Source organism: Pseudomonas sp. NFACC13-1 (genome assembly GCF_900104425.1).
GTDB lineage: Bacteria > Pseudomonadota > Gammaproteobacteria > Pseudomonadales > Pseudomonadaceae > Aquipseudomonas > Aquipseudomonas fluorescens_AA.
The window spans coordinates 116,161-136,650 of record NZ_FMXV01000001.1; the positions used below are offsets into that span (position 1 = coordinate 116,161).

Sequence of the window (20,490 nt, forward strand, 5' to 3'; positions counted from 1 at the left end):
GTGAACGCGCCGACCTTACCGGCTTTACCCTACGCGGGAAAGCGGCGACATGGCGCGTAACAACCTTTATGGCAGCGAATGCGCCTATTGAAGGGGCCGCTGCGGATAGAGCTCACCTATGAGCTGGATTGTTAAACCGTATTTCCTTAATCTTCGCTCCCTCGATACGCTGCACCCATTCTTTTCCAGGACTGTCGAACCCAAGCCTTCCCCAAGTGCGTCAACGGTCCTTTTTTATTCACGCCGCTCACCCGGCGTTCCGGCCCGCGAGGTCCGGTCAACAGGAGCAGGTCATGTCTGAAGTGCGTCATTCGCGAGTGATTATCCTTGGTTCCGGCCCTGCCGGTTACAGCGCTGCGGTTTATGCGGCCCGTGCCAACCTCAAGCCGCTGCTGATCACCGGCATGCAGGCCGGCGGTCAATTGACCACCACCACCGAAGTCGACAACTGGCCGGGCGACGTCCACGGCCTGACCGGCCCGGCCTTGATGGAGCGCATGAAGGAACACGCCGAGCGCTTCGAGACCGAGATCGTTTTCGACCACATCAACGCCGTGGACTTCGCCGCCAAGCCGTATACCCTGACCGGCGACAGCGCGACCTACACCTGCGATGCCCTGATCATCGCCACCGGCGCCAGCGCTCGTTACCTGGGCCTGCCGTCGGAAGAAGCCTTCATGGGCAAAGGTGTGTCGGCTTGCGCCACCTGCGACGGTTTCTTCTACCGCAACAAGCCAGTGGCTGTGGTTGGTGGCGGTAACACCGCGGTCGAGGAAGCGCTGTACCTGGCCAACATCGCCAGCACGGTCACCCTGATCCACCGCCGCGAAACCTTCCGCGCCGAGAAGATCCTGATCGACAAGCTCAACGCCCGCGTCGCCGAAGGCAAGATCATCCTCAAGCTCAACGCGACCCTGGACGAAGTGCTGGGCGACAACATGGGCGTGACCGGTGCCCGCCTGAAGAACAACGACGGCAGCTTCGACGAGATCAAGGTCGACGGCGTCTTCATCGCCATTGGCCACACGCCGAACACCTCGCTGTTCGAAGGCCAGCTGGAGCTCAAGGACGGCTACCTGGTGGTCAAGGGCGGCCGCGACGGCAACGCCACCGCCACCAGCGTCGAAGGAATCTTCGCGGCCGGCGACGTGGCCGACCACGTCTACCGCCAGGCGATCACCTCGGCCGGTGCCGGTTGCATGGCAGCCCTGGATACCGAGCGTTACCTGGATGGCCTGCAGAACGCTTCGTTCTGATTCATCGGGTATAAAAAAACCGGCTTCGGCCGGTTTTTTTATACCCAAATACCTGGCGGTGAACCCTTGTGGGAGCGAGCTTGCTCGCGATGGCGGTGTATCGGTCAACATCGATGTCGGCAGACTTGACGCTATCGCGAGCAAGCTCGCTCCCACAGGGTTTCTAGTGCCGTCAGATGACAATACTCAGGCCAGCTTCGCCAGGCACGCCTCCAGAATATCTAAGCCTTCCTCCAACACGTTCGGCTCGGTCGTCAATGGCGCCAGCAGCCGCACGATGTGTCGCGACTTGCCACTGGGCATCAGCAGCAGGCCCGATTCCCGTGCGAGGGCCAGCAGTTGCGTCAATTGTGCCGAAGCCGGGGTGCCGTCGGCGTGGCTCAGCTCGATGCCGCGCATGGCGCCGATGCCGGTCAGGCGGCCCAGGTAAGGGCTTAGCCTGCGGCTGCGCCAGGATTCGTAGCGGCTGACGATCGCCTCTTCCTGTTGTGCACCCCAGGCGTGCAGGTTGGCATCGGTCATTTCGTCCAGGGTCGCCAGTGCGGCGGCGCAGGCGATGGGGTTACCCGAGTAGGTGCCGCCCAGGCCACCCTTGGGCAGGTTGTCCAGCAGCGCTTTGCGTCCCACCACGGCCCCCAGGGGCACGCCGCCGGCAATGCTTTTGCCCAGCAGGATCAGGTCCGGTTCGATGCCCAATCGGGAGAAGGCAAAGCGCTGGCCGGTGCGGCCGAAGCCTGACTGGATCTCATCGATGATCAGCACAATGCCCTTGTCATCGCAGAACTGCCGCAGGGCCTGGGCAAAAGGCACGTCCATCGCCAGGAAGCCGGCTTCGCCCTGCACCGGTTCGACAATGAAACAGGCCACGTCATTCACATCGATCTCGACGCTGAACAGCCGCTCCATGGCCTTCAAGGCCTCTGCGCAGGTGACGCCGTTGTCCTGGCTGGGGTACGGCAGGTGATACACCGGCCCGGGCAGGACACCGACTTTCTGTTTGTAAGGCGCGACCTTGCCGTTGAGGTTGAGGGTCGCCAGGGTGCGGCCATGGAAGGCACCGTCAAACGCGATCACGGCGGTACGGCCCGTGGCACCCCGCACGATCTTCAAGGCGTTCTCCGCCGCCTCGGCGCCGCTGTTGGTGAGCATGCCGCTGACCGGGTAATCCACCGGGACAAACGCCGTCAGGCGTTCCATCAATTCAATGTAGGGCGCGTGAGGGGCGGCGTTGAATGCGTAGTGAGTCAGCCGCGTAGCCTGTTCGCGGATCGCCTCGACAATGCGCGGATGACAATGGCCGAGGTTCAACACACCAATGCCCCCGACAAAGTCGATGTAGCGCTTGCCGCCGGTGTCCCAGACCTCGGCGTTCCTGCCGTGGCTGAGGCTGACAGGATGCACGATGGAGATCGATTGGCTGATGGTTTCGCTGCTCATGGATGACGGCCCGGACGAAGGAGAAATTTCCGTTATCTAAGCCGCGAGCAGAGGGGCCCGGCAAACGAAATAAAGTTGCCGGGTCAATCTTAAAAGTCGGGATGTGGTGAGGTGTTCTTCAATAAGGATGAATGGAGCCCTTGTGAAAGCGGATCTCACCACACGGCTAGGATCGATCAGCGCCGTTGCAGCGGCTGCTCGTCGAACTTCACACCTGCCAGCCCATGCACCATCAGCGCGCGGATATTGCCATGATCACTGCCTTCGGGCGTGGCCAGTACCGAACGGTAATGTTCGCCGAATGCCAGCAGCGCTTCTTCATCGCTCAAGCCTTCGAGCAGTGCCAGGCCCAGGGTCTTGCACGAACCTTCGTTCTGCCCGGCGGCATTTTGCACGCCGCCGTTATTGAAGGCCCGGGGCTGGTAATCGTAGCCGGCGGCGATAAAGGCCAGGGTGTCGGCGAAGGCATGTTCGCCGCTCTTGAGGCGGGTGCGCAGGGTATCGAGATCAGGCATCGGGTTTTCCTTTGGCGAACGCCGCCTGTTGTTCGGCGCTGGCTTCTTTCTGGTATTGGGCTTTCCATTCGGCGTACGGCATGCCGTAGACCACTTCGCGGGCGTCGTCGAGGCTGACCTCGACCTGGCGCTCGTCGGCGGCGGCCTTGTACCACTTGGACAGGCAGTTGCGGCAGAAACCGGCGAGGTTCATCAGGTCGATGTTCTGCACATCCTTGCGGCTGTCCAGGTGGGCAACCAGCCGACGGAAAGCGGCGGCTTCGAGTTCGAGGCGTTGTTGGTCGTTCATGGAGGTCTCTGCGAGGCAGCTTCAAGGGGCAAGCTTCAAGCTGCAAGTTTGAATTACGGTGGTCAGGCTTGAAGCTTACAGCCTGAAGCCTGCAGCGGCTATGAAGCCGCCCGGCTTGCTGCGAGCGTAATCGACACTGATTCGGCGAATCGCAAGGCGTGGGGCTTGTCGACTTCGACTTCGGCGTAGAGCACCGACTCGTTGGCCATGACCAGGTCGAGCAACTCCTGGGTCAGGCGTTCGAGCAGGGCGAAGCGGTTGCCTTCCACATGGGCGATGATCGCCTTGGTGATGGTGCGGTAGTTCAGCGCGTGGTCGATGTCGTTGTCGCGCACCGCCTCCTGGGCGGCATAGAGGATGGTCAGGTTGATCAACACATCCTGCTTGTTGAGGATTTCATCCTCGTTGATGCCGATGAAGGTGCGCAGGCGCAGGTCCTTGACCTTGATGCGTGCCATGGCTGGCTGAAGTTGTGGCATTTACTTGCTCCGTCGAATCAATTGCAGGAACTCCTGGCGCGTGGTGCTGGACTCGCGAAAGGCGCCGAGCATCACCGAGGTGTTCATGGTCGAGTTCTGTTTTTCGACACCGCGCATCATCATGCACATGTGCTGGGCCTCGATCACCACTGCCACGCCAGCGGCCTGGGTGACCTGCTGCACCGCGTCGGCGATTTGCCGGGTCAGGTTTTCCTGGATCTGCAGGCGGCGGGCGAACATGTCCACCAACCGGGCGATCTTCGACAGCCCCAGGACCTTGCCGGTAGGAATATAAGCCACATGGGCCTTGCCGATGAAGGGCAACAGGTGATGTTCGCACAGGGAATAGAGTTCGATGTCGGCGACGATCACCATTTCATCGCTGTCAGAGGCGAACAGCGCGCCGTTGACGATCTGCTCGACGTTTTGCTCATAGCCATGGCAAAGGTACTGCATGGCCTTGGCGGCACGCATCGGAGTATCGAGCAAACCCTCGCGCTCGGGGTTTTCCCCCAGGCCGATGAGAATCTCGCGGTAGTTCTGGGGCAGGGATAGCGTCATGGTGCATCCTCGAAACAAGGCTATTTGACGTGCCGCCCGCCGTTGACGGTCAGGGTCGTGCCGGTGACATAAGGGTTGTCCAGCAGATAACGCAGGCTCTGGTAGATCACTTCGCTGCCGGGTTCGATACCCAGTGCGGACTTGGCCAGGGCCTTGGCGCGGTAAGCCGCGTCGTCTTCGGGGTTGAACAGTAGCAGGGCCGGGGCGATACCGTTGACCTTGATCGTCGGGGCGAACTTGGCCGCGAACGACAGGGTCAGGCTTTCCAGGCCGGCCTTGGTGGCGCAATAGGCGATATGTCGGGCGCTGCCCTTGCGGGTCACGTCATCGCTGATATGCACGATATCCGCCGGTGTTGAACGCAGCAGCAACTCGGCGCAATGCAGGTTGATCAGGTAAGGCGCAAGCATGTGCACGCCGAACATGGCGCTGAAGGCCGCCGCTTCGCTGCCAGGCGCCTCGGTCATCCAGGCCGAGGCGTTGTGCACGATGGCCCGCAGCCGGTCGGTGTGCTGCTTGAGTTGTTCGATAAAGGCCAGGATCCCCGTTTCGCTGGAGAAGTCGGCGAACAGCACCACCGCCCCCAGGTCCCGCAACGTTTGCACGCCAGGGCGTTCGGTGCGATAGGTCGCGATCACCGGCTGCCCGTCCGCCAGCAAGCGCCGGGCGCAATGCAGGCCGACGCGCTGGGCTGCACCAGTGATCAGGATCGGAGCGGTGGCGCTGGACATGGGGCGGCTCGGTTCACGGCAAGAGCAAAACTATAACAGCGACGTAAGCCCGCTCACACAGAGGACACCCCAAATCTGCGCCTAATGGAAATCCAATGTGGGAGCGAGCCTGCTCGCGATGGGCCAGATCAGCCAACATCAATGTCGCCTGACACACCGCTATCGCGAGCAGGCTCGCTCCCACAAGGATCACTGTCGAATGCAGATTATGTGGCTGGTCAGCTCAATGATTCTGTGTGGACGGCTTGGCCGGCAACGCCCGCTGCGGCGCGCCGTTGAGCCAGTTCGCCAGCAGATGGGTCGACATCGGGATAAACAGGTAGACCATCAGCGGTGTCAGGATGACGGTGCTGATGAGCACGCGGCTCAACAGGCCCAGTTCGCCCAGCAGCGGTCCCAGCAGGAAATTGAACAACAGCGACACGGGAAAGAACGCAAGCCAGATGGCCACGGCCTGTTTCCAGCGTGGCGGACGCTGGCCGACCGAGCCGAACCAGCCATCGATGCCACGCACCCGATGTTCGGAGGGATGGGCAAACAGATCGCTGCCGCGTCCCAGCCAGGCCGTGCGCGAGGCGGAGTGTTCCCAGGCGTGCAGTGTCTGCTCGTCGGCAAAACGGAAAATGATCTGGAATTCATCGTCCTGGGGCGGTGGCGCGAGCACGCCGGAACCCAGGTAACCAGGGAAGTCGGTGGCCAATTGTTCGCCTTCGCGCAACCAGGCAATCAGATCCTGATAGCGTCCATTGGCGACGCGGCGGGCCACCATTAACGTGACGGGGGAGGTCGACATTATGCATCTCCGTAAGACAGGCGCAACGCTCCGGATAGGAGGTTTGCGGGGGACGCCCCCGGGGTGGTGGGCTGCGTCTGGTCGCCAAAAAACAGGCAAGGATTATTCCCGATGGCGGGTAAAACAACAAAACCGCATACTTGAATACGTTGTCCTTGTCATGACGTGGCTTGGAGGAGAAGATAGGATCCAATTTCCCAGTCGGAATTGCCCGCCAACATGAGCGAAATCACAGAGGATAGCTTTATTTTCCAGGCATCAGCCTTGAAAAGGGAAGACCTGTTCCCCATTCGCGAAGTCGCGCGCGTGACCGGCGTGAACCCCGTGACCCTGCGCGCATGGGAGCGGCGCTATGGTTTGATCCAGCCCACCCGCACCGAAAGTGGGCATCGCCTGTACTCGTTGAGCGATATCGAAAAGGTTCGCAGCATCCTGGCGTGGATCGAGCGCGGTGTGGCTGTCAGCAAAGTGGGCAAGATCCTGGCCAAGACCGCAGCGGTGCAACCGGTCTCCACGCTGCTTTCATCCGACCTGGTCAAGGCTGATCACGCCCGGTGGCAGCAACAGGTGGCGGACGCGGTTGGCAACTTTGACGATGTGGAACTGGATCGCGTCTACGGGCAGGTCTTTTCCACCTACACCGTGCCGGTCGTATTCCAGGACATCCTGATGCCGCTTTGGCGACAAATGCTGTATCGCCAGCCAGAGTTCGGGCAAATCAGTGAATGGGTGTTTTTCGACGGGTTCCTGCGTTCGCGCATCATCCAGCGGCTTTTGTTCAAGCGCGAAGGCGAGTCGCCGCGGGTCCTGGTCTGTGCGCTGGCCGGCCAGTGCCGTGAGCTGGAATTGCTGGTTACGGCGCTGTTCCTGTCCAGCGCGGACGTGGGCATCAGGGCGCTGTCGATCGGCGTGCCATTCAACGAACTGACCTTGGTGTGCCAGAAGATCCAGCCGCTGGCCTTGGTGCTGGTTTCCAATCATGCGCCGGTCCCGGACTTGCCCAAGCGCCTGGGCAAATTGGCGATGAGCCTGGATTGTCCGTTGATGCTGGCCGGTGAGGCATCCGATCTGGTGCAGGAAAGCCTGGCTGGCTCGTCGATCGGTTGCCTGGGTAACGAAGGAATAGTGATGCGCCAGCGCCTGCGTCAATTTCTGGCAGGCAGCCTCGACACCTAGAGATGCATGGAGGGATGGGTCAGGCGATGTTGCTGCAGGATGTACTGGCGCAGTCGCTCGGTCTCGTCCTGGTCATTCTGGTTCAGGTGATAGGCCAGCAAACCTCGATCGGTTTCCCGTTCGAAGCCGCCACGCAACGAAATTCTTTCGTAGCCTGAGGGGCTGAACCACAAGGCAAACTGCTTCGGTGGCTTGGTCCGGCTACGGTTTTCCAGCAACACGCCCTTGCAGGACACTTCGTGAACCCAGAGCGGTCCCGGCTGGCCCTTGATATTTTCCAGCGCCACCGGCTCGTCGAGCGTCAGGCGCCACGGGCGTATTTTCGGTCCGTCTTCGTAGATGCTCGGCACACCCAGGCGCAGGTGCATCGCATGGAATTCGTCTTCCACCAGGTGCAATGGAAACGTCATTTGCTGGTTTTCGAAATTGGCTTGCAGGGTGACCTGCTCATTCGCCGCCAGGCGCGTCAACAAGTCACGGATCTGTGACCCACCGTTGACCAGCAGGCTCGACGTGACATCCCGCTCATTCAACTGCGGGTTATGTTGCATCGTCCGGATGAAATCCAGTTCATCCTGCGTCAGGAGGGCATCGCGCTGCATGGTCGGCTCGAAATGAGAATTACATTTTCACTGGTGATTGTAGTGACTGACCATTAATTCGCGGTTTTGTTTGCACCGTTCGTCGCTTCAAGCCGGGCAATCGTTTCCCGGGCTTCGGCCAGTTCCTTTTCCAGCTGGGCGACGCGTTGTTGAGCCTTGACCTGGGTTGTCACGTCTTTTTGCACACCGACGAAATAGGTATACCCGTCAGCCTGGTTTTTTACCGTGGACAACGACAGCTCATTCCAGAACGGCGTGCCGTCCTTGCGGTAATTGCGCAGCACCTCTCGACAGGCGCCGCCCTCCCGCAAGGCCTGGCGAATCGGCTCCAGGGACGGTTGGTCCCGATCACCCGACTGCAGGAACCGGCAATCCTGGTAAAGGATTTCGTCACGGTGATAGCCGGTCAGGCGCTCGAAGGCCGGGTTTACGTAGATCAGGATATTGTCTTCGCCTTCTTTTTCGGCGATGACAATCCCGTCGTTGGAAGCATTGATGACCAATTGCATCAGTTGAGCGTTGATCATTGGAAAGAGCCCTTTTTGAACATCCGTGTTGATCAGTATTTTAGAAGAAATCGAAAGGCTGTCTACTGGCCATTACTGCCGTTGAGAGCCATTCGCAGCCTTGTGGGTGCAACTGTTACTATCCCGGCTCTTTTTTCAGGATCAGGATCAGATTGATGAAAGTCGCCATTCTTTCCGGCTCAGTGTATGGCACCGCCGAAGAAGTCGCCCGGCACGCCGCCAAACTGCTTCGCGACGCGGGCTTCGACGCCTGGCACGACCCTCGTGCGACCCTGGCGGATGTCCAGGCATTCGCGCCAGAAGCCGTGCTGGCGGTGACTTCTACGACCGGCATGGGCGAGCTGCCAGACAGTCTGATGCCGTTGTATTCGACCATCCGCGATCAATTGCCAGGGTTCTTTCGCGGCTTGCCCGGCGCGGTGATTGGCCTGGGCGACGCCAGCTACGGGGATACCTTCTGCGCCGGCGGCGAGCAGATGTGCGAACTGTTCGCCGAACTGGGCGTTCGCGAGTTGCTGCCGATGCTGCGTCTGGATGCCAGCGAAAGCGTCACGCCGGAAACAGACGCCGAGCCGTGGCTGGCTGAGTTGATCGAGACGTTGCGGTCTTGAAGCGGATGCACTGACTCGTTTGGCCAGTAAGCTGGCTGCCAATGCAACTACCGCCCCCGGAAGACCTGACTAGACTGAATTTTCTTGCGTACGACGTTTTGATGACAAGACTCCTATAACAAGAAACCAGAGGTCAGAGCCGTGAGCGTAGCGCCCGTCCAAACGACACTCAATATCAAGGAACAGGTCAGTGCGGCCGAATGGCAAACCCGTGTGGACCTTGCCGCCTGTTATCGGCTTGTCGCGCTGCATGGCTGGGATGACCTGATCTTCACCCATATTTCCGCGAAGGTCCCCGGCACCGAGGATTTTTTGATCAACCCGTTCGGGTTGATGTTCCATGAAGTCACCGCCTCGAGCCTGGTCAAGGTTGACCAGGCCGGCAACAAGTTGATGGACAGCCCCTACGAGATCAATCCGGCCGGCTACACCATCCACAGCGCGGTGCATGAGGTGCGCCATGACGTGGCTTGTGTGCTGCACACCCACACCGCCGCCGGTGTCGCGGTATCGGCGCAGAAGCAAGGCGTGTTGCCAATCAGCCAGCAAGCACTGTTCGTGCTGTCGAGCCTGGCCTATCACGCTTACGAAGGGGTGGCCTTGAATCACGAAGAAAAGGCGCGCCTGCAGGCCGACCTGGGCGAACGCAATTTCCTGATGCTGCACAACCATGGCTTGCTGACATGCGGCGGCACCATCGCCGATACCTTCCTGATGATGTTCACCTTTCAACGAGCCTGTGACATCCAGGTCCTGGCCCAGAACGGCGGGGCTGAATTGATTGCCATCGAGCCGCAGATTCTGGCCGGCGCCCGGGCGATGATCGCCGGGGTGACCAAAAGCGCCCAAGGCATGGGCGGCGCGTTGGCCTGGCCAGCGTTGCTGCGCAAGCTCGATCAACAAGACACCGGGTATAGAAGCTGATGCCCCTGGCCCAGATTCCCCTGCGTATTTGGCGCCAGCGCAGCCAGACTTTTCTGTTCCGTGGCCAAGCCATCCGTTATTGGGTGGCGGGCCAGGGCGAGCCGCTGCTGTTGATCCATGGTTTCCCCACCGCCAGTTGGGACTGGCATTACCTATGGCAACCCTTGGCGCAACGCTACCGGGTGATCGCGTGCGACATGCTCGGTTTCGGCGATTCCGCCAAACCGATGGATCACGTCTACAGCCTGCTGGAGCAAGCCGATCTGCAGCAGGCCTTGCTGGCGCACCTGAATGTGAAGGGGGCGGTGCATGTTTTGGCCCACGATTACGGTGACAGCGTGGCCCAGGAACTGCTCGCTCGGCATTACGAAGCACGCATCCACCTTGAGAGTTGTGTCTTTCTCAATGGCGGCCTGTTCCCCGAAACCCACCGCCCGGTATGGGCCCAGAAACTCTTGTTGAGCCCCCTGGGCTGGCTGCTGGGGCGGATGTTCTCCCGGGAAAGCCTGGCCTGCAACTTTCGGCAGATTTTCGGCCCCGGGACCGCCCCTACCGAAAGCGAGCTGGATGACTTCTGGAGCCTGGTGGAGGCTCATCATGGTCCGCGGATCATGCACAAACTCATCGGCTATATTCCCGAACGTCGTGTGCAGCGTGATCGCTGGGTGCTGGCGATGCAGCGCGGCGAAGTGCCGTTGCGGGTGATCGACGGCGCGGTCGATCCGATTTCCGGTGAACACATGGTGGCACGCTACGAGGCGCTGATCCCGAACCCGGACACGGTGTTGTTGCCCGACATCGGTCATTACCCGCACACCGAGGCACCGGTGCAGGTGCTCAAGCATTACCTGGCGTTTCGCGAAGCCACCGCCGCGCCGCGCAGACAAATGGCCTGTACCTGACGACTTGGCACTGCAGCAGACCTGTGGAAGCGAGCTTGTGTGGGAGCGAGCCTGCTCGCGATGGCGCCAGTACACCCGACATCTTTTTTGACTGAAAGACCGCTATCGCGAGCGAGCTCGCTCCCACAGTGGGTCGATTGTGAATACGGAATGTGTGGGCATAAAAATCCCTTGTGGGAGCGAGCTTGCTCGCGATAGCAGGTCCTCCTCCTGCCAGCCGGAAAGTCGAATGCGCCGCCGTGGCTCGGGCCTGCATCATCCCCCCGCCTTATCGGCCACCATTCACTGGCAATCGTGTTGATTGTGACCGGCCGACAGGTGCCGGACACTCGGGGTCATTGTCCTGTCCGCCTGCTGGAGTTCTGCCATGAGTGAGTCTGTGCGCTTCGAAGATAAAGTCGTGATCGTCACGGGAGCCGGCGGTGGCCTGGGACGCGCCCATGCGTTGCTGTTCGCCAGGCAAGGCGCGAAAGTGCTGGTCAACGATCTCGGCGGCTCGGCGCAAGGGGAAGGGGCCAATGCCTCGGCAGCGGATCGGGTGGTCGCCGAAATCCGCGAGGCGGGCGGCATTGCCGAGGCCAACCACGACTCGGTCACCGATGGCGACAAGCTGGTACAAAACGCGCTCGATGCGTTCGGTCGCGTCGACGTGGTGGTCAACAATGCCGGGATCCTGCGGGACAAGACGTTTCACAAAATGGACGACGCCGATTGGGACCTGGTCTACCGCGTCCACGTCGAGGGTGCCTACAAGGTGACCCGGGCCGCATGGCCGCACCTGCGTGAGCAAAATTACGGGCGGGTGATCTTCACCGCGTCCACCTCGGGCATCTACGGTAACTTCGGCCAATCCAACTACGGCATGGCCAAGCTCGGCCTTTATGGCCTGACCCGAACCCTGGCCATCGAAGGCCGCAAGAACAACATCCTGGTCAATGCCATCGCCCCCACCGGCGGCACCCGCATGACCGAAGGCCTGATCCCGCCGCAGGTGTTCGAACAACTCAAGCCCGAACTCGTCAGCCCGCTGGTGGTGTACCTGGCGAGTGAGGCCTGCCAGGAAACCTCCGGCTTGTTCGAAGTGGGCGGCGGCTGGATGGGCAAGGTGCGCTGGGAGCGCAGCCTGGGTGCGGGCTTCGACCCGCGCAAAGGCTTTTCGCCCGAAGACGTCGCCGCCCATTGGCAGCAGATCTGCGACTTCGAGGATGCGGTGCACCCGAACGACAATCTCGAAGCCTTGAAAGAGATGATGGCGAATCTGCAACGGCACGCTATCTAAACCTCACCGCCCGTGCCGCTTGCCGCCAGGCGTGGCAAGCGTGCTCATGGACAATTCTTTGTTCACCCGGGCCGCCAGGTTCGCGGTGGTCTCGATAGGGCACAGACCTATTCCGTACGGCTCAACATCCAGATTAAGCGCGCGGCTGGCTTTCCTACAGCAACGTAGGAAACACGACGTTTTAACTCAGAAATCACTGCACATAAAAAAGGCCGCTGCAAAAAGCAGCGGCCTAAGCGTGACGTTGCAAAGGAGCTACAAACCAACGTCGATAAACACGGGATGATGGACCGATGCGCCAATCCATCCGAATGACGGTGCGCCAGGCGGGAAGGATGCCGTGGCGACTTGCGCCTGCAGGCCCGTTGCCCTACAAGCCCGGCCAGCATAGGGAACGAGCCCGGCGGGAAACAGCCCGGATCCGGACATGCACCGTTGCAGGGCGCGTAACAGTCGCAGGCGGGGCAGGAATATGCGTGGCGCTGATGGCCCATCATCCAGTCCGTCCATGGGGCGCGCAAACGCCCGTCCCGCAGGGGCTGTAATCCTTTTGAGGTACAGCGCGAATACCTCCTTGGTGCGCTTATCGCCCATGGCGTGCGGCAGTAGGGTGAAGCCTCTGTCACTCACCGGGGAAGACGCATGACAACAATAACAATGCGCGCCATCTTCAAGCCGCAGGCGCTGGCCGTCGCGGTGGCCTTGGGTTGCTCTGCCCAGGCGCAGGCCGTTTCATTCAACATTGGCGAGATCGAGGGTCAGTTCGATTCGTCGCTGTCCGTGGGCGCGAGCTGGGGCATGCGCGATGCCGACAAAGACCTGGTCGGCACGGTCAACGGCGGGCGGGGCCAATCCTCCACCGGTGATGACGGACGGCTGAATTTCAAGAAAGGCGAGACCTTTTCCAAAATCTTCAAGGGCCTGCACGACCTCGAACTCAAGTACGGCGATACCGGTGTGTTCGTGCGTGGCAAGTACTGGTACGACTTCGAGCTCAAGGATGAGGGCCGCGAGTTCAAGGACATCAGCGACAGCAATCGCAAGGAAGGCGCCAAGTCCTCGGGGGCACAGATTCTCGATGCCTTCGTCTATCACAACTATTCCATCGCCGATTTGCCAGGCACCGTGCGCGCCGGCAAGCAGGTGGTCAGCTGGGGGGAAAGCACCTTCATCGGCAACTCCATCAACAGCATCAACCCGGTGGACGTGTCCGCGTTCCGTCGCCCCGGTGCGGAGATCAAGGAAGGCCTGATCCCGGTGAACATGCTGTTCGCCTCCCAGGGTCTGACCGACAAGCTCACCATCGAAGGTTTCTACCAGTTGGAGTGGGATCAGACCGTGGTGGATAACTGCGGCACGTTCTTCGGCAACGACGTGGTGGCCGATGGTTGCACCAGTGGCTACACCGTGGGCAGTCCGGCGATTGCGCCGTTCGTGCCCTTGACCCAGGCATTCGGCCAGGAGATCCAGGTGTCCAGGGAAGGGGTGATCATTCCCCGTGGCGGCGACCGCGACGCCCGCGACTCCGGCCAGTGGGGCACGGCGTTGCGCTGGCTCGGCGATGACACCGAGTATGGCCTGTACTTCATGAATTACCACAGCCGTACGCCTACCGTCGGGACCACCACGGCGGGGCTTTCGACGCTGGCGGCGTTGCCGGGAATGGTCGCGATCGCCAACGGCCTGGCCCCTGGCAGCGGTGCGGGTCTGGCGCAAAGCGTGATGCTGGGTCGTGGTGGGTACTACCTTGAATACCCGGAAGACATCCGCCTGTACGGCGCCAGTTTCTCCACGACGTTGCCCACCGGCACCGCCTGGACCGGGGAAATCAGCTACCGTCCCAACGCACCGGTGCAGGTCAATACCAACGACCTGACCCTGGCCCTGGTCAACCCGATTGCCGGTGGCGCGGCATCGCCTATCGCGACCGCACCGGGTGCCGACAACACCGGTTACCGGCGCAAGGAAGTGACCCAGGTCCAGAGCACCCTGACGCACTTCTTCGATCAGGTGCTGGGGGCTGATCGCCTGACGCTGGTTGGCGAAGCGGCGGTGGTGCACGTCGGTGGCCTGGAGTCCAAGGATAAGCTGCGTTATGGCCGTGACTCGGTCTATGGCCAATACGGCTTCCAGGGCGACACCGATGGTTTCGTCACCTCGACGTCCTGGGGCTATCGCGCCCGGGCGATCCTCGATTACTCCAACGTGATCGGCGGGGTGAACTTCAAGCCCAACATGTCCTGGTCCCACGACGTGGCCGGCTATGGTCCCAACGGTCTGTTCAACGAAGGCGCCAAGGCCATCAGCGTTGGTGTCGATGCCGATTACCGCAACACCTACACCGCCAGCTTGAGCTACACCGACTTTTTTGGCGGCGATTACAACGTTCTCGAAGACCGCGATTTCCTCGCGCTGAGCTTCGGCGTGAACTTCTGATCTGGCTGACAAGGAAAACCCAATGCGCAAGATGATCCTGCAATGCGGTGCCCTGGCCTTGAGCCTGCTGGCGGCGAACGTGATGGCGGCGGTTTCGCCGGAGGAAGCGAACAAACTGGGCACCAGCCTCACCCCCATCGGTGCGGAAAAGGCGGGTAACGCCGATGGCTCGATCCCGGCCTGGACCGGCGGCATTGCGAAAAACGCCGGGGCCGTGGACAGCAAGGGTTTTTTGGCGGATCCGTTCGCCAATGAAAAACCACTGTTCACCATCACCGCCGCGACGGTGGACAAGTACAAGGACAAGCTGTCCGAAGGGCAGGTGGCGATGTTCAAGCGCTACCCGGAGACCTACAAGATCCCGGTCTACCCGACCCATCGCAGCGTTTCCCTACCGCCGGAAATCTACGAGTCGGCCAAGCGCAGCGCCCTCAACGTGGCGTCCATCAACGACGGTAACGGCTTGTCCAACTTCACCGGCAACCGCTACTACGCCTTCCCGATCCCCAAGAACGGCGTGGAAGTCATATGGAACCACATCACCCGTTATCACGGCGGCAACCTGCGACGCATCATTACCCAGGCCACGCCACAGACCAATGGCAGCTTCACGCCGATCCGCTTCGAAGAAGAAATCGCCGTGCCGTTCCTGATCAAGGATGCCGACCCGGAAAAGGCCAGTAACGTGCTGACCTATTTCAAGCAGGAGGTTACCGCCCCGGCACGCCTGGCCGGTAATGTGCTGTTGGTGCACGAAACCCTGGACCAAGTGAAGGAGCCACGCCTGGCCTGGATCTACAACGCCGGCCAGCGCCGTGTGCGTCGTGCCCCGCAAGTGGCCTACGATGGCCCGGGCACCGCCGCCGACGGGTTGCGCACCTCCGACAACTTCGACCTGTTTTCCGGCGCGCCGGACCGCTACGACTGGAAACTGATCGGCAAGAAGGAAATGTACATCCCGTACAACAGCTACAAGCTCGACTCGCCCAGCCTCAAGTACGACGACGTGATCAAGGCCGGCCACATCAACCAGGACCTGACCCGCTATGAGCTGCATCGGGTCTGGGAAGTGGTCGGGACGGTCAAGCCCAGCGAGCGGCACATCTACGCCAAACGCCACATGTACTTCGACGAAGACAGCTGGCAGGCCGCGCTGGTGGACCACTACGACGGTCGCGGTCAGCTGTGGCGGGTGGCCGAGGGTCATGCCCAGTTCTACTACGACCATCAGAACCCGGGCTACACCCTGGAGGCGCTCTACGACATCATCGCCGGCCGCTACATCGCGCTGGGGATGAAGAACGAAGAGAAACACAGCTACGAGTACGGCTTCGAAGCCCGGGCAGCCGACTACACGCCGGCGGCGCTGCGCTCGACCGGGGTTCGGTAAGGTCTGACTGTTGGAAAGAGAACGGTAGCGAGTGGATTTATCTGTGGGAGCAAGGTTGCGCCTGACTTGATAATCATGATCGACCGGCAGCGCTCCTGCCGGTCGTTTTTTTATGGGTGACAATCAGCGCGCTGAATACTTCTCCAAAGGTCGGCGACACAGGACTAGGGTGGTGAGATAACAATAAACAGGATCACCCACATGACCGCCATGACTCCGTGTCCGGACCGTCCAGGATTGCTGCCTCGCCTGTCCTCGACACATCTGCCGCGGCGGTCCCTGAGCGAGCCGCTGCTGGCTTCCGAGGCGCGGGTCAAACTGCTCTGCGCGCCGGCGGGCAGTGGCAAGAGTGCGTTGTTCGCCGAGTGTTTCCTGCAAGCGCCCAGCGACTGTCGGCTGCATTGGTTGCCCTTGGGAGGCGCGGCGTTGAGCGCGGTGCAAATGTGCGAGCGCCTGGCGCAGACCCTCGGGCTGCCGGTGCTGGATGAAACGGGTTTGTTGGCCCACTTGGCACGTTTGCAAACACCCACCTGGTTATTCCTGGACGACTATTGCCGGGTGCCGAACCCCGAGCTGGACCAGTTGCTCGACCGTTTGTTGAACACCTGCAGCCCGGCATTGCACCTGTGGTTGAATGGTCGCCGCCGCCCCCACTGCAACTGGCCGCGGCTGTTGCTCGATGACGAACTGCACGAGTTTGATCCGCAGGCGTTGTTCTTCACCCCTGATGATGTCCAGCCACTGCTTCGCCATCTGCCTGGCCCCCAGGCTGCCCGCGCGGCTCGCGAGGTGATTCAGCGCAATGGTGGCTGGTGTGCCGGGGTGCGCATCACCCTGCTCGAGCGCTGCGAATGGGCGCGCAGTCATGCGACACCGGGGCGGCCGAGGACCTTGCTCGACTACCTGGAGTACGAACTGTTCAGCACGCTGACCCCGGACCTGGCACAGGCCTGGCGTGTGCTGGCGCATCTGCCGCGGTTCAATGCCCGGCTGTGCGAGCACTTGTTCGGCGACACGGTGGGCGCCCAATGCCTGCCGCTGTTGCTGGAGCTGGGGTGCTTCATCGAGCCGTGGGAGCAGACCTCGGATTGGTTGCAGATCTTCCCGGCCCTGGGCCGGTTGGTGCGTGAAGAGCCCTGGTCCCAGGGGCGCTCCTGGCATCGACGGGCCTGCCAGTGGTTTGCCGCCGAGCAGGACTGGCAAATGGCGTTCGAGCAAGCCATGTTGGCCGAGGAGTTCGAGACCGCCGTCAGTTTCTTGCAGCATTTGAATTTCGAGCACGTCTTGCAACGCCGTAACGTGGTGCTGTTGCTGAGCTTGCACGATCAACAAGGCGAAGCGCTGACCCTTGATACGCCGCAGTCGGTGGGGCTGGTCACCGCCGCGCTGTTGTTCGCCGGACGCTTCGATGAGGCGTCGACGTGCATCGAGCAACTGGCCAGGTTCCTGCCGCAGCCTTCGGCCTGTCGGCAGCGACAGGTGCTGGCCAGGTGGCTGGTCTTGCGCGGCTGGTTGCTGCACCTCTCGGGCGATGGCGAACCGGCGCGTGAACATTTTCTCCAGGCCCAGGCCAGCCTGGAGCCCGAAGCCTGGTCCCAACGGGTGCTGTGCCTGGGGGGGCTGACGCAGCAGGCGCTGCTGGCTGGCGACCTGGCCTCGGCGCAATGGATCAACCGCCAGGCGTTATGCCTGGCGCGTGCGCAGGGTTCGCTGGTCTTTGAAGGATTGCTGGAACTGGATCACGCCCAGGTTCTGGAGCAACGCGGCGCACCGCATCGTGCCGATCATTTGCTGGTCGCCGTCCAGGCACTGTTGGATAAACCGGGCCAGGACTTTTCGGCGTTGCTGGGACGGATTGCCTTGCGGCGCGGGCGCCTGGCGTTGCGCATGGGGTTTGAGGAACGGGCCGCCGAGCACTTTCAAACGGGCTTGGAAGCGGGCCTGCACAGCCAGGACAAACAGGTGCTCTATGGCTTTCTCGGCAAGGCCTGCCTGGCTGCCAACCAGGGCGACTACGGCGAGGCCTTCATGCACCTGCGCGATGCCGAGCGGATCATGCAGCAGCGGCACATTCCGGACACCGTTTACCGTGGCGTGTTGTTGCAAACCAGCTGCCAGTTCTGGTTGCAACAGGGGCGGGCGGAACTGGCCCATGAAGCCTTGACCCGCGTCTTGCGGCATTTTCGCGGACCCCAGGCCAAGCACGCGCCTCCCGCGACCCTGGAACTGATTGCGCGACTTGAATACCTGCTGGTGCTGGCCGAGGTCTACTTGCAGCGGGCGCAGGCGCCGCAGGCGCGCCTGCAGGCCATGATCGCCCAGGCGCAGCACGGTGAGATGCACAGCCTGGAAACCGAACTGCACCTGGTGCTGACGGAGGTCGTCTGGTTGTCCGGCGATCGTGCCCAGGCCCGGTCACTGCTGCAAGAGGGGCTCAAGCGAGTCACGTGCTGGCGGGCCCAGCAAGCGTTGTGCGAACTGCGCTTGCGCCAGCCCGAGTTGTTGCGCTGGGGGCAATCGGCAGAACAGGCCGAGTCGCCCGTCACCGCCGAAGAGACGTTGCTCAGTCATCGCGAGCTGGAGGTCCTGGAGCTGATTGCCCAAGGGCATTCAAACCAACAGATTGCCGAACAGTTGTTCATCTCGTTGCACACGGTGAAAACCCATGCGCGTCGCATCCACAGCAAGTTGGGTGTGCAGCGACGTACCCAGGCGGTGGCAAAAGCCAAGGGCATGGGGGTGATGGGTTAGCTGCAATGAGTCGAAGCTTCACGCACGCTTACACTTGCCTTTTTACAGTCGGGCGCTGGCCTGTGTATAACGGCCTGGCTGAAGTTCAAGTCTCAAGTTGCCGCTTCAGTTGACCGGATGCCGTGTTGTTGCATCAGGCGCATACCCCATAACGGCTCGAGCAGGAAGTTCGAGCCTATGAAATGACAAGGATGTCTTATGAATACCCCGTTGTTTTCTTCTCACTCCGAAAGACTTCAAGCACTGAAAAACACGCGCGTGGATTTTGCCGTGCAGGTTCTATTGGATCATTACCTGGAGCCATTGGACGTCAACCCATTCACGGCCTATGTGAACACGTTGATGGACTTCCCCAAGCTCGAAACGGGAACTTCTCGAACGTTGTTCGAGGAAACGCTGGCCTGGGTTGAAAAGCAAAGCCTGCCAACCTATACGCAAGGAATCAGTAATGTATTCAGCAGGCGTTATTCCTTTGCTGCCGAAGATCGGATAAAGACGCTGGACTTGATCGCATTCGAAAAAATCGTCATGGACGTCGTTGCAAGTTTGATGGAGAAACCTGCAATCGATTTATCCCCGCGCCCCCTCAGGCCATTGACCGCCGAGGATGTGCACGGTGCCTTGAAAATGCATGCGCCCAACATCTATCCGGAGGGCGTGTACGTGACCAGTTTTATTGACCATGGCCCCGGCAGGCGCATGGTGTTGTCTTCCGAGAGGCTGGTTGAGTATCTACTGGGCCATTTCAAGAACGATGTGATTCCCTTCCATTCGAAGGGCAGCCAGCAAGGCATTTATACCGTCGGCTTCAGCAGCGAAGAGCGCCACCTCCATCCGCAACTGATCCCCCCGCATCTCAATGATCTACTGATCCGGATTGTCCCGGATTTCCTGGGCTGATCCTGGATTCGCCTCATACCCCATCCGCCAACTCACGGCCCGGGTCGCCGCCAACAGTCGTTGCGCCGCCGGGCCATTTTCGTCGGCGTGGAACAACGAGGTCGGACCGACCACGGTCATCACTGCCTTGACCTCGCCGACCGCATTGAAGACCGGGGCGGACAAGGCGTCCACGCCCGGCATCAGCAAGCCATGCACATGGTGCAGGCCACGGCTGCGAATCTGCTCGCACAGGCTGGCATAGGCGCGATCATCGGCCAGGGCATGGTGCTCGGTGCCTTGCACTTCCTGCTCGCGCAGGCCGATCGTCTCGCGCGCTGGCAGATAAGCGCTGAACACCAGCCCCGTGGACGAACTGAGCAGCGGCAACACCGAGCCCAGTTGCGTCACCACGGTCACGGCCCGCACGGCGGGTTCGATACGCACCACGGTCGCGCCATGGTTGCCCCACACCGCCAGGAAGCAGGTTTCGTTCAAGTCATCGCGCAACTCGGCCAGGGGCAGGGCGGCCACTTGCAGCACGTCCATGCCGTTCAACGCGGCCAGGCCCACGCGCAGGGCTTCACGGCCCAGGCCGTAGTGGTTGGTGGCGGCGTTCTGCTCGGCGAACCCGCTGGCGATCAAGGCCTGCAAGTAGCGATGGACTTTGCTCGCCGGCATCTGCACGTGCTCGGCCAGGCGCGACAGTGACGTGGAGGGGGAGAGTTCGGCCAGGGCCTTGAGAATGTCGGTGCCGACTTCGGCCGAGCGGACTTTCTGTTTACCGTTGCTGAGCGGGGTTTCCATGGAGGCGCAGGGTCCAGAGGCGAATGGGCGTCTTTATAGCTTGACGGTCGCCGTCGAGCAAATTACGTTATGCGTAATTGAATTACGATAAAAATAACCCGGTGCGCCTCAACCACTCCGTTGAGTGACAGGCCGCAGTCCCAGG

20 protein-coding genes are annotated in these 20,490 nt (G+C 61.1%); 10 read left to right on the forward strand and 10 right to left on the reverse strand.

Annotated features, from left to right (window positions below):
* The first annotated feature begins 293 nt into the window (after positions 1-293).
* Complete coding sequence (gene trxB, locus BLQ55_RS00550) at positions 294-1,256, forward strand: thioredoxin-disulfide reductase (RefSeq protein ID WP_003205459.1); 963 nt, start codon at positions 294-296, stop codon at positions 1,254-1,256.
* A gap of 186 nt (positions 1,257-1,442) precedes the next feature.
* Here the strand turns inward: trxB and BLQ55_RS00555 are convergent, their stop codons facing one another.
* From BLQ55_RS00555 to BLQ55_RS00585, 7 genes are all read right to left on the reverse strand, one after another.
* Positions 1,443-2,693 (reverse strand): 2-aminoadipate transaminase, encoded by a 1,251-nt coding sequence (locus tag BLQ55_RS00555; protein ID WP_092251802.1) that lies wholly within the window; start codon positions 2,691-2,693, stop codon positions 1,443-1,445.
* Between the two features lie 176 nt (positions 2,694-2,869).
* Entirely contained in the window at positions 2,870-3,208 is a 339-nt protein-coding gene (locus BLQ55_RS00560) for a HopJ type III effector protein (protein ID WP_092251805.1), read from the reverse strand.
* Positions 3,201-3,497 carry a DUF1244 domain-containing protein gene (locus tag BLQ55_RS00565; RefSeq protein WP_003205454.1) on the reverse strand — a complete coding sequence of 99 codons (297 nt, stop codon included), beginning with the start codon at positions 3,495-3,497 and terminating at the stop codon, positions 3,201-3,203. Before BLQ55_RS00565 ends, BLQ55_RS00560 begins: the two co-directional genes overlap by 8 nt.
* A 98-nt stretch (positions 3,498-3,595) precedes the next feature.
* Positions 3,596-3,976: a dihydroneopterin triphosphate 2'-epimerase gene (gene folX / locus BLQ55_RS00570; RefSeq protein ID WP_014340149.1), complete on the reverse strand. Its 381-nt coding sequence runs from the start codon at positions 3,974-3,976 to the stop codon at positions 3,596-3,598.
* Positions 3,977-4,537 carry a GTP cyclohydrolase I FolE gene (gene folE, locus BLQ55_RS00575; RefSeq protein WP_092202569.1) on the reverse strand — a complete coding sequence of 187 codons (561 nt, stop codon included), beginning with the start codon at positions 4,535-4,537 and terminating at the stop codon, positions 3,977-3,979.
* 20 nt (positions 4,538-4,557) lie between these two features.
* Entirely contained in the window at positions 4,558-5,268 is a 711-nt protein-coding gene (gene folM, locus BLQ55_RS00580; protein ID WP_092251807.1) for a dihydromonapterin reductase, read from the reverse strand.
* A 223-nt stretch (positions 5,269-5,491) separates the two neighbouring features.
* A complete protein-coding gene (locus BLQ55_RS00585; protein ID WP_092251809.1) occupies positions 5,492-6,061 on the reverse strand; it encodes an antibiotic biosynthesis monooxygenase in 570 nt (189 codons plus the stop codon).
* A gap of 219 nt (positions 6,062-6,280) precedes the next feature.
* On the opposite strand from BLQ55_RS00585, the gene BLQ55_RS00590 reads away from it, so the two are divergent.
* Entirely contained in the window at positions 6,281-7,237 is a 957-nt protein-coding gene (locus tag BLQ55_RS00590; RefSeq protein WP_092251811.1) for a MerR family transcriptional regulator, read from the forward strand.
* Here the strand turns inward: BLQ55_RS00590 and BLQ55_RS00595 are convergent.
* The gene (locus BLQ55_RS00595; protein ID WP_072409419.1) at positions 7,234-7,839 is read right to left on the reverse strand and encodes a hypothetical protein; all 606 of its coding nucleotides are present in this window, start codon (positions 7,837-7,839) and stop codon (positions 7,234-7,236) included. The two genes, BLQ55_RS00590 and BLQ55_RS00595, sit on opposite strands and share 4 nt — an antisense overlap.
* Before the next feature lie 53 nt (positions 7,840-7,892).
* Positions 7,893-8,366, reverse strand: a complete 474-nt coding sequence (locus BLQ55_RS00600; RefSeq protein ID WP_092202577.1) for a PAS domain-containing protein — start codon at positions 8,364-8,366, stop codon at positions 7,893-7,895.
* 155 nt (positions 8,367-8,521) lie between these two features.
* Here BLQ55_RS00600 and BLQ55_RS00605 point away from each other — a divergent pair, with 155 nt between their 5' ends.
* From BLQ55_RS00605 to BLQ55_RS00640, 8 genes are all read left to right on the forward strand, one after another.
* Entirely contained in the window at positions 8,522-8,977 is a 456-nt protein-coding gene (locus BLQ55_RS00605; RefSeq protein ID WP_092202579.1) for a flavodoxin, read from the forward strand.
* A 141-nt stretch (positions 8,978-9,118) separates the two neighbouring features.
* Positions 9,119-9,901: a class II aldolase/adducin family protein gene (locus BLQ55_RS00610; RefSeq protein WP_092251813.1), complete on the forward strand. Its 783-nt coding sequence runs from the start codon at positions 9,119-9,121 to the stop codon at positions 9,899-9,901.
* Positions 9,901-10,803, forward strand: a complete 903-nt coding sequence (locus tag BLQ55_RS00615) for an alpha/beta fold hydrolase (protein ID WP_092251815.1) — start codon at positions 9,901-9,903, stop codon at positions 10,801-10,803. Before BLQ55_RS00610 ends, BLQ55_RS00615 begins: the two co-directional genes overlap by 1 nt.
* A gap of 367 nt (positions 10,804-11,170) precedes the next feature.
* Entirely contained in the window at positions 11,171-12,082 is a 912-nt protein-coding gene (locus BLQ55_RS00620) for an SDR family oxidoreductase (protein WP_092202585.1), read from the forward strand.
* A gap of 642 nt (positions 12,083-12,724) precedes the next feature.
* Positions 12,725-14,518: a DUF1302 domain-containing protein gene (locus BLQ55_RS00625; RefSeq protein WP_092251817.1), complete on the forward strand. Its 1,794-nt coding sequence runs from the start codon at positions 12,725-12,727 to the stop codon at positions 14,516-14,518.
* Positions 14,519-14,540: 22 nt separating this feature from the next.
* Positions 14,541-15,908 (forward strand): DUF1329 domain-containing protein, encoded by a 1,368-nt coding sequence (locus BLQ55_RS00630; RefSeq protein WP_092202589.1) that lies wholly within the window; start codon positions 14,541-14,543, stop codon positions 15,906-15,908.
* A 201-nt stretch (positions 15,909-16,109) separates the two neighbouring features.
* Positions 16,110-18,659 carry a helix-turn-helix transcriptional regulator gene (locus BLQ55_RS00635; RefSeq protein ID WP_092251819.1) on the forward strand — a complete coding sequence of 850 codons (2,550 nt, stop codon included), beginning with the start codon at positions 16,110-16,112 and terminating at the stop codon, positions 18,657-18,659.
* 198 nt (positions 18,660-18,857) lie between these two features.
* Positions 18,858-19,559 (forward strand): hypothetical protein, encoded by a 702-nt coding sequence (locus BLQ55_RS00640; protein WP_092251821.1) that lies wholly within the window; start codon positions 18,858-18,860, stop codon positions 19,557-19,559.
* Here BLQ55_RS00640 and BLQ55_RS00645 read toward each other — a convergent pair.
* Positions 19,524-20,345 carry an IclR family transcriptional regulator gene (locus BLQ55_RS00645; RefSeq protein ID WP_092251823.1) on the reverse strand — a complete coding sequence of 274 codons (822 nt, stop codon included), beginning with the start codon at positions 20,343-20,345 and terminating at the stop codon, positions 19,524-19,526. The genes BLQ55_RS00640 and BLQ55_RS00645 overlap by 36 nt on opposite strands.
* Positions 20,346-20,490: the final 145 nt, after the last annotated feature.

What these genes read in the sequence shown, in the direction of transcription:
- trxB (WP_003205459.1), top strand. Translation starts at nt 294, where the DNA reads ATGTCTGAAGTGCGTCATTCGCGAGTGATTATCCTTGGTTCCGGCCCT.
- BLQ55_RS00555 (WP_092251802.1), bottom strand. Translation starts at nt 2,693, where the DNA reads ATGAGCAGCGAAACCATCAGCCAATCGATCTCCATCGTGCATCCTGTC.
- BLQ55_RS00560 (WP_092251805.1), bottom strand. Translation starts at nt 3,208, where the DNA reads ATGCCTGATCTCGATACCCTGCGCACCCGCCTCAAGAGCGGCGAACAT.
- BLQ55_RS00565 (WP_003205454.1), bottom strand. Translation starts at nt 3,497, where the DNA reads ATGAACGACCAACAACGCCTCGAACTCGAAGCCGCCGCTTTCCGTCGG.
- folX (WP_014340149.1), bottom strand. Translation starts at nt 3,976, where the DNA reads ATGCCACAACTTCAGCCAGCCATGGCACGCATCAAGGTCAAGGACCTG.
- folE (WP_092202569.1), bottom strand. Translation starts at nt 4,537, where the DNA reads ATGACGCTATCCCTGCCCCAGAACTACCGCGAGATTCTCATCGGCCTG.
- folM (WP_092251807.1), bottom strand. Translation starts at nt 5,268, where the DNA reads ATGTCCAGCGCCACCGCTCCGATCCTGATCACTGGTGCAGCCCAGCGC.
- BLQ55_RS00585 (WP_092251809.1), bottom strand. Translation starts at nt 6,061, where the DNA reads ATGTCGACCTCCCCCGTCACGTTAATGGTGGCCCGCCGCGTCGCCAAT.
- BLQ55_RS00590 (WP_092251811.1), top strand. Translation starts at nt 6,281, where the DNA reads ATGAGCGAAATCACAGAGGATAGCTTTATTTTCCAGGCATCAGCCTTG.
- BLQ55_RS00595 (WP_072409419.1), bottom strand. Translation starts at nt 7,839, where the DNA reads ATGCAGCGCGATGCCCTCCTGACGCAGGATGAACTGGATTTCATCCGG.
- BLQ55_RS00600 (WP_092202577.1), bottom strand. Translation starts at nt 8,366, where the DNA reads ATGATCAACGCTCAACTGATGCAATTGGTCATCAATGCTTCCAACGAC.
- BLQ55_RS00605 (WP_092202579.1), top strand. Translation starts at nt 8,522, where the DNA reads ATGAAAGTCGCCATTCTTTCCGGCTCAGTGTATGGCACCGCCGAAGAA.
- BLQ55_RS00615 (WP_092251815.1), top strand. Translation starts at nt 9,901, where the DNA reads ATGCCCCTGGCCCAGATTCCCCTGCGTATTTGGCGCCAGCGCAGCCAG.
- BLQ55_RS00620 (WP_092202585.1), top strand. Translation starts at nt 11,171, where the DNA reads ATGAGTGAGTCTGTGCGCTTCGAAGATAAAGTCGTGATCGTCACGGGA.
- BLQ55_RS00625 (WP_092251817.1), top strand. Translation starts at nt 12,725, where the DNA reads ATGACAACAATAACAATGCGCGCCATCTTCAAGCCGCAGGCGCTGGCC.
- BLQ55_RS00630 (WP_092202589.1), top strand. Translation starts at nt 14,541, where the DNA reads ATGCGCAAGATGATCCTGCAATGCGGTGCCCTGGCCTTGAGCCTGCTG.
- BLQ55_RS00635 (WP_092251819.1), top strand. Translation starts at nt 16,110, where the DNA reads ATGACCGCCATGACTCCGTGTCCGGACCGTCCAGGATTGCTGCCTCGC.
- BLQ55_RS00640 (WP_092251821.1), top strand. Translation starts at nt 18,858, where the DNA reads ATGAATACCCCGTTGTTTTCTTCTCACTCCGAAAGACTTCAAGCACTG.
- BLQ55_RS00645 (WP_092251823.1), bottom strand. Translation starts at nt 20,345, where the DNA reads ATGGAAACCCCGCTCAGCAACGGTAAACAGAAAGTCCGCTCGGCCGAA.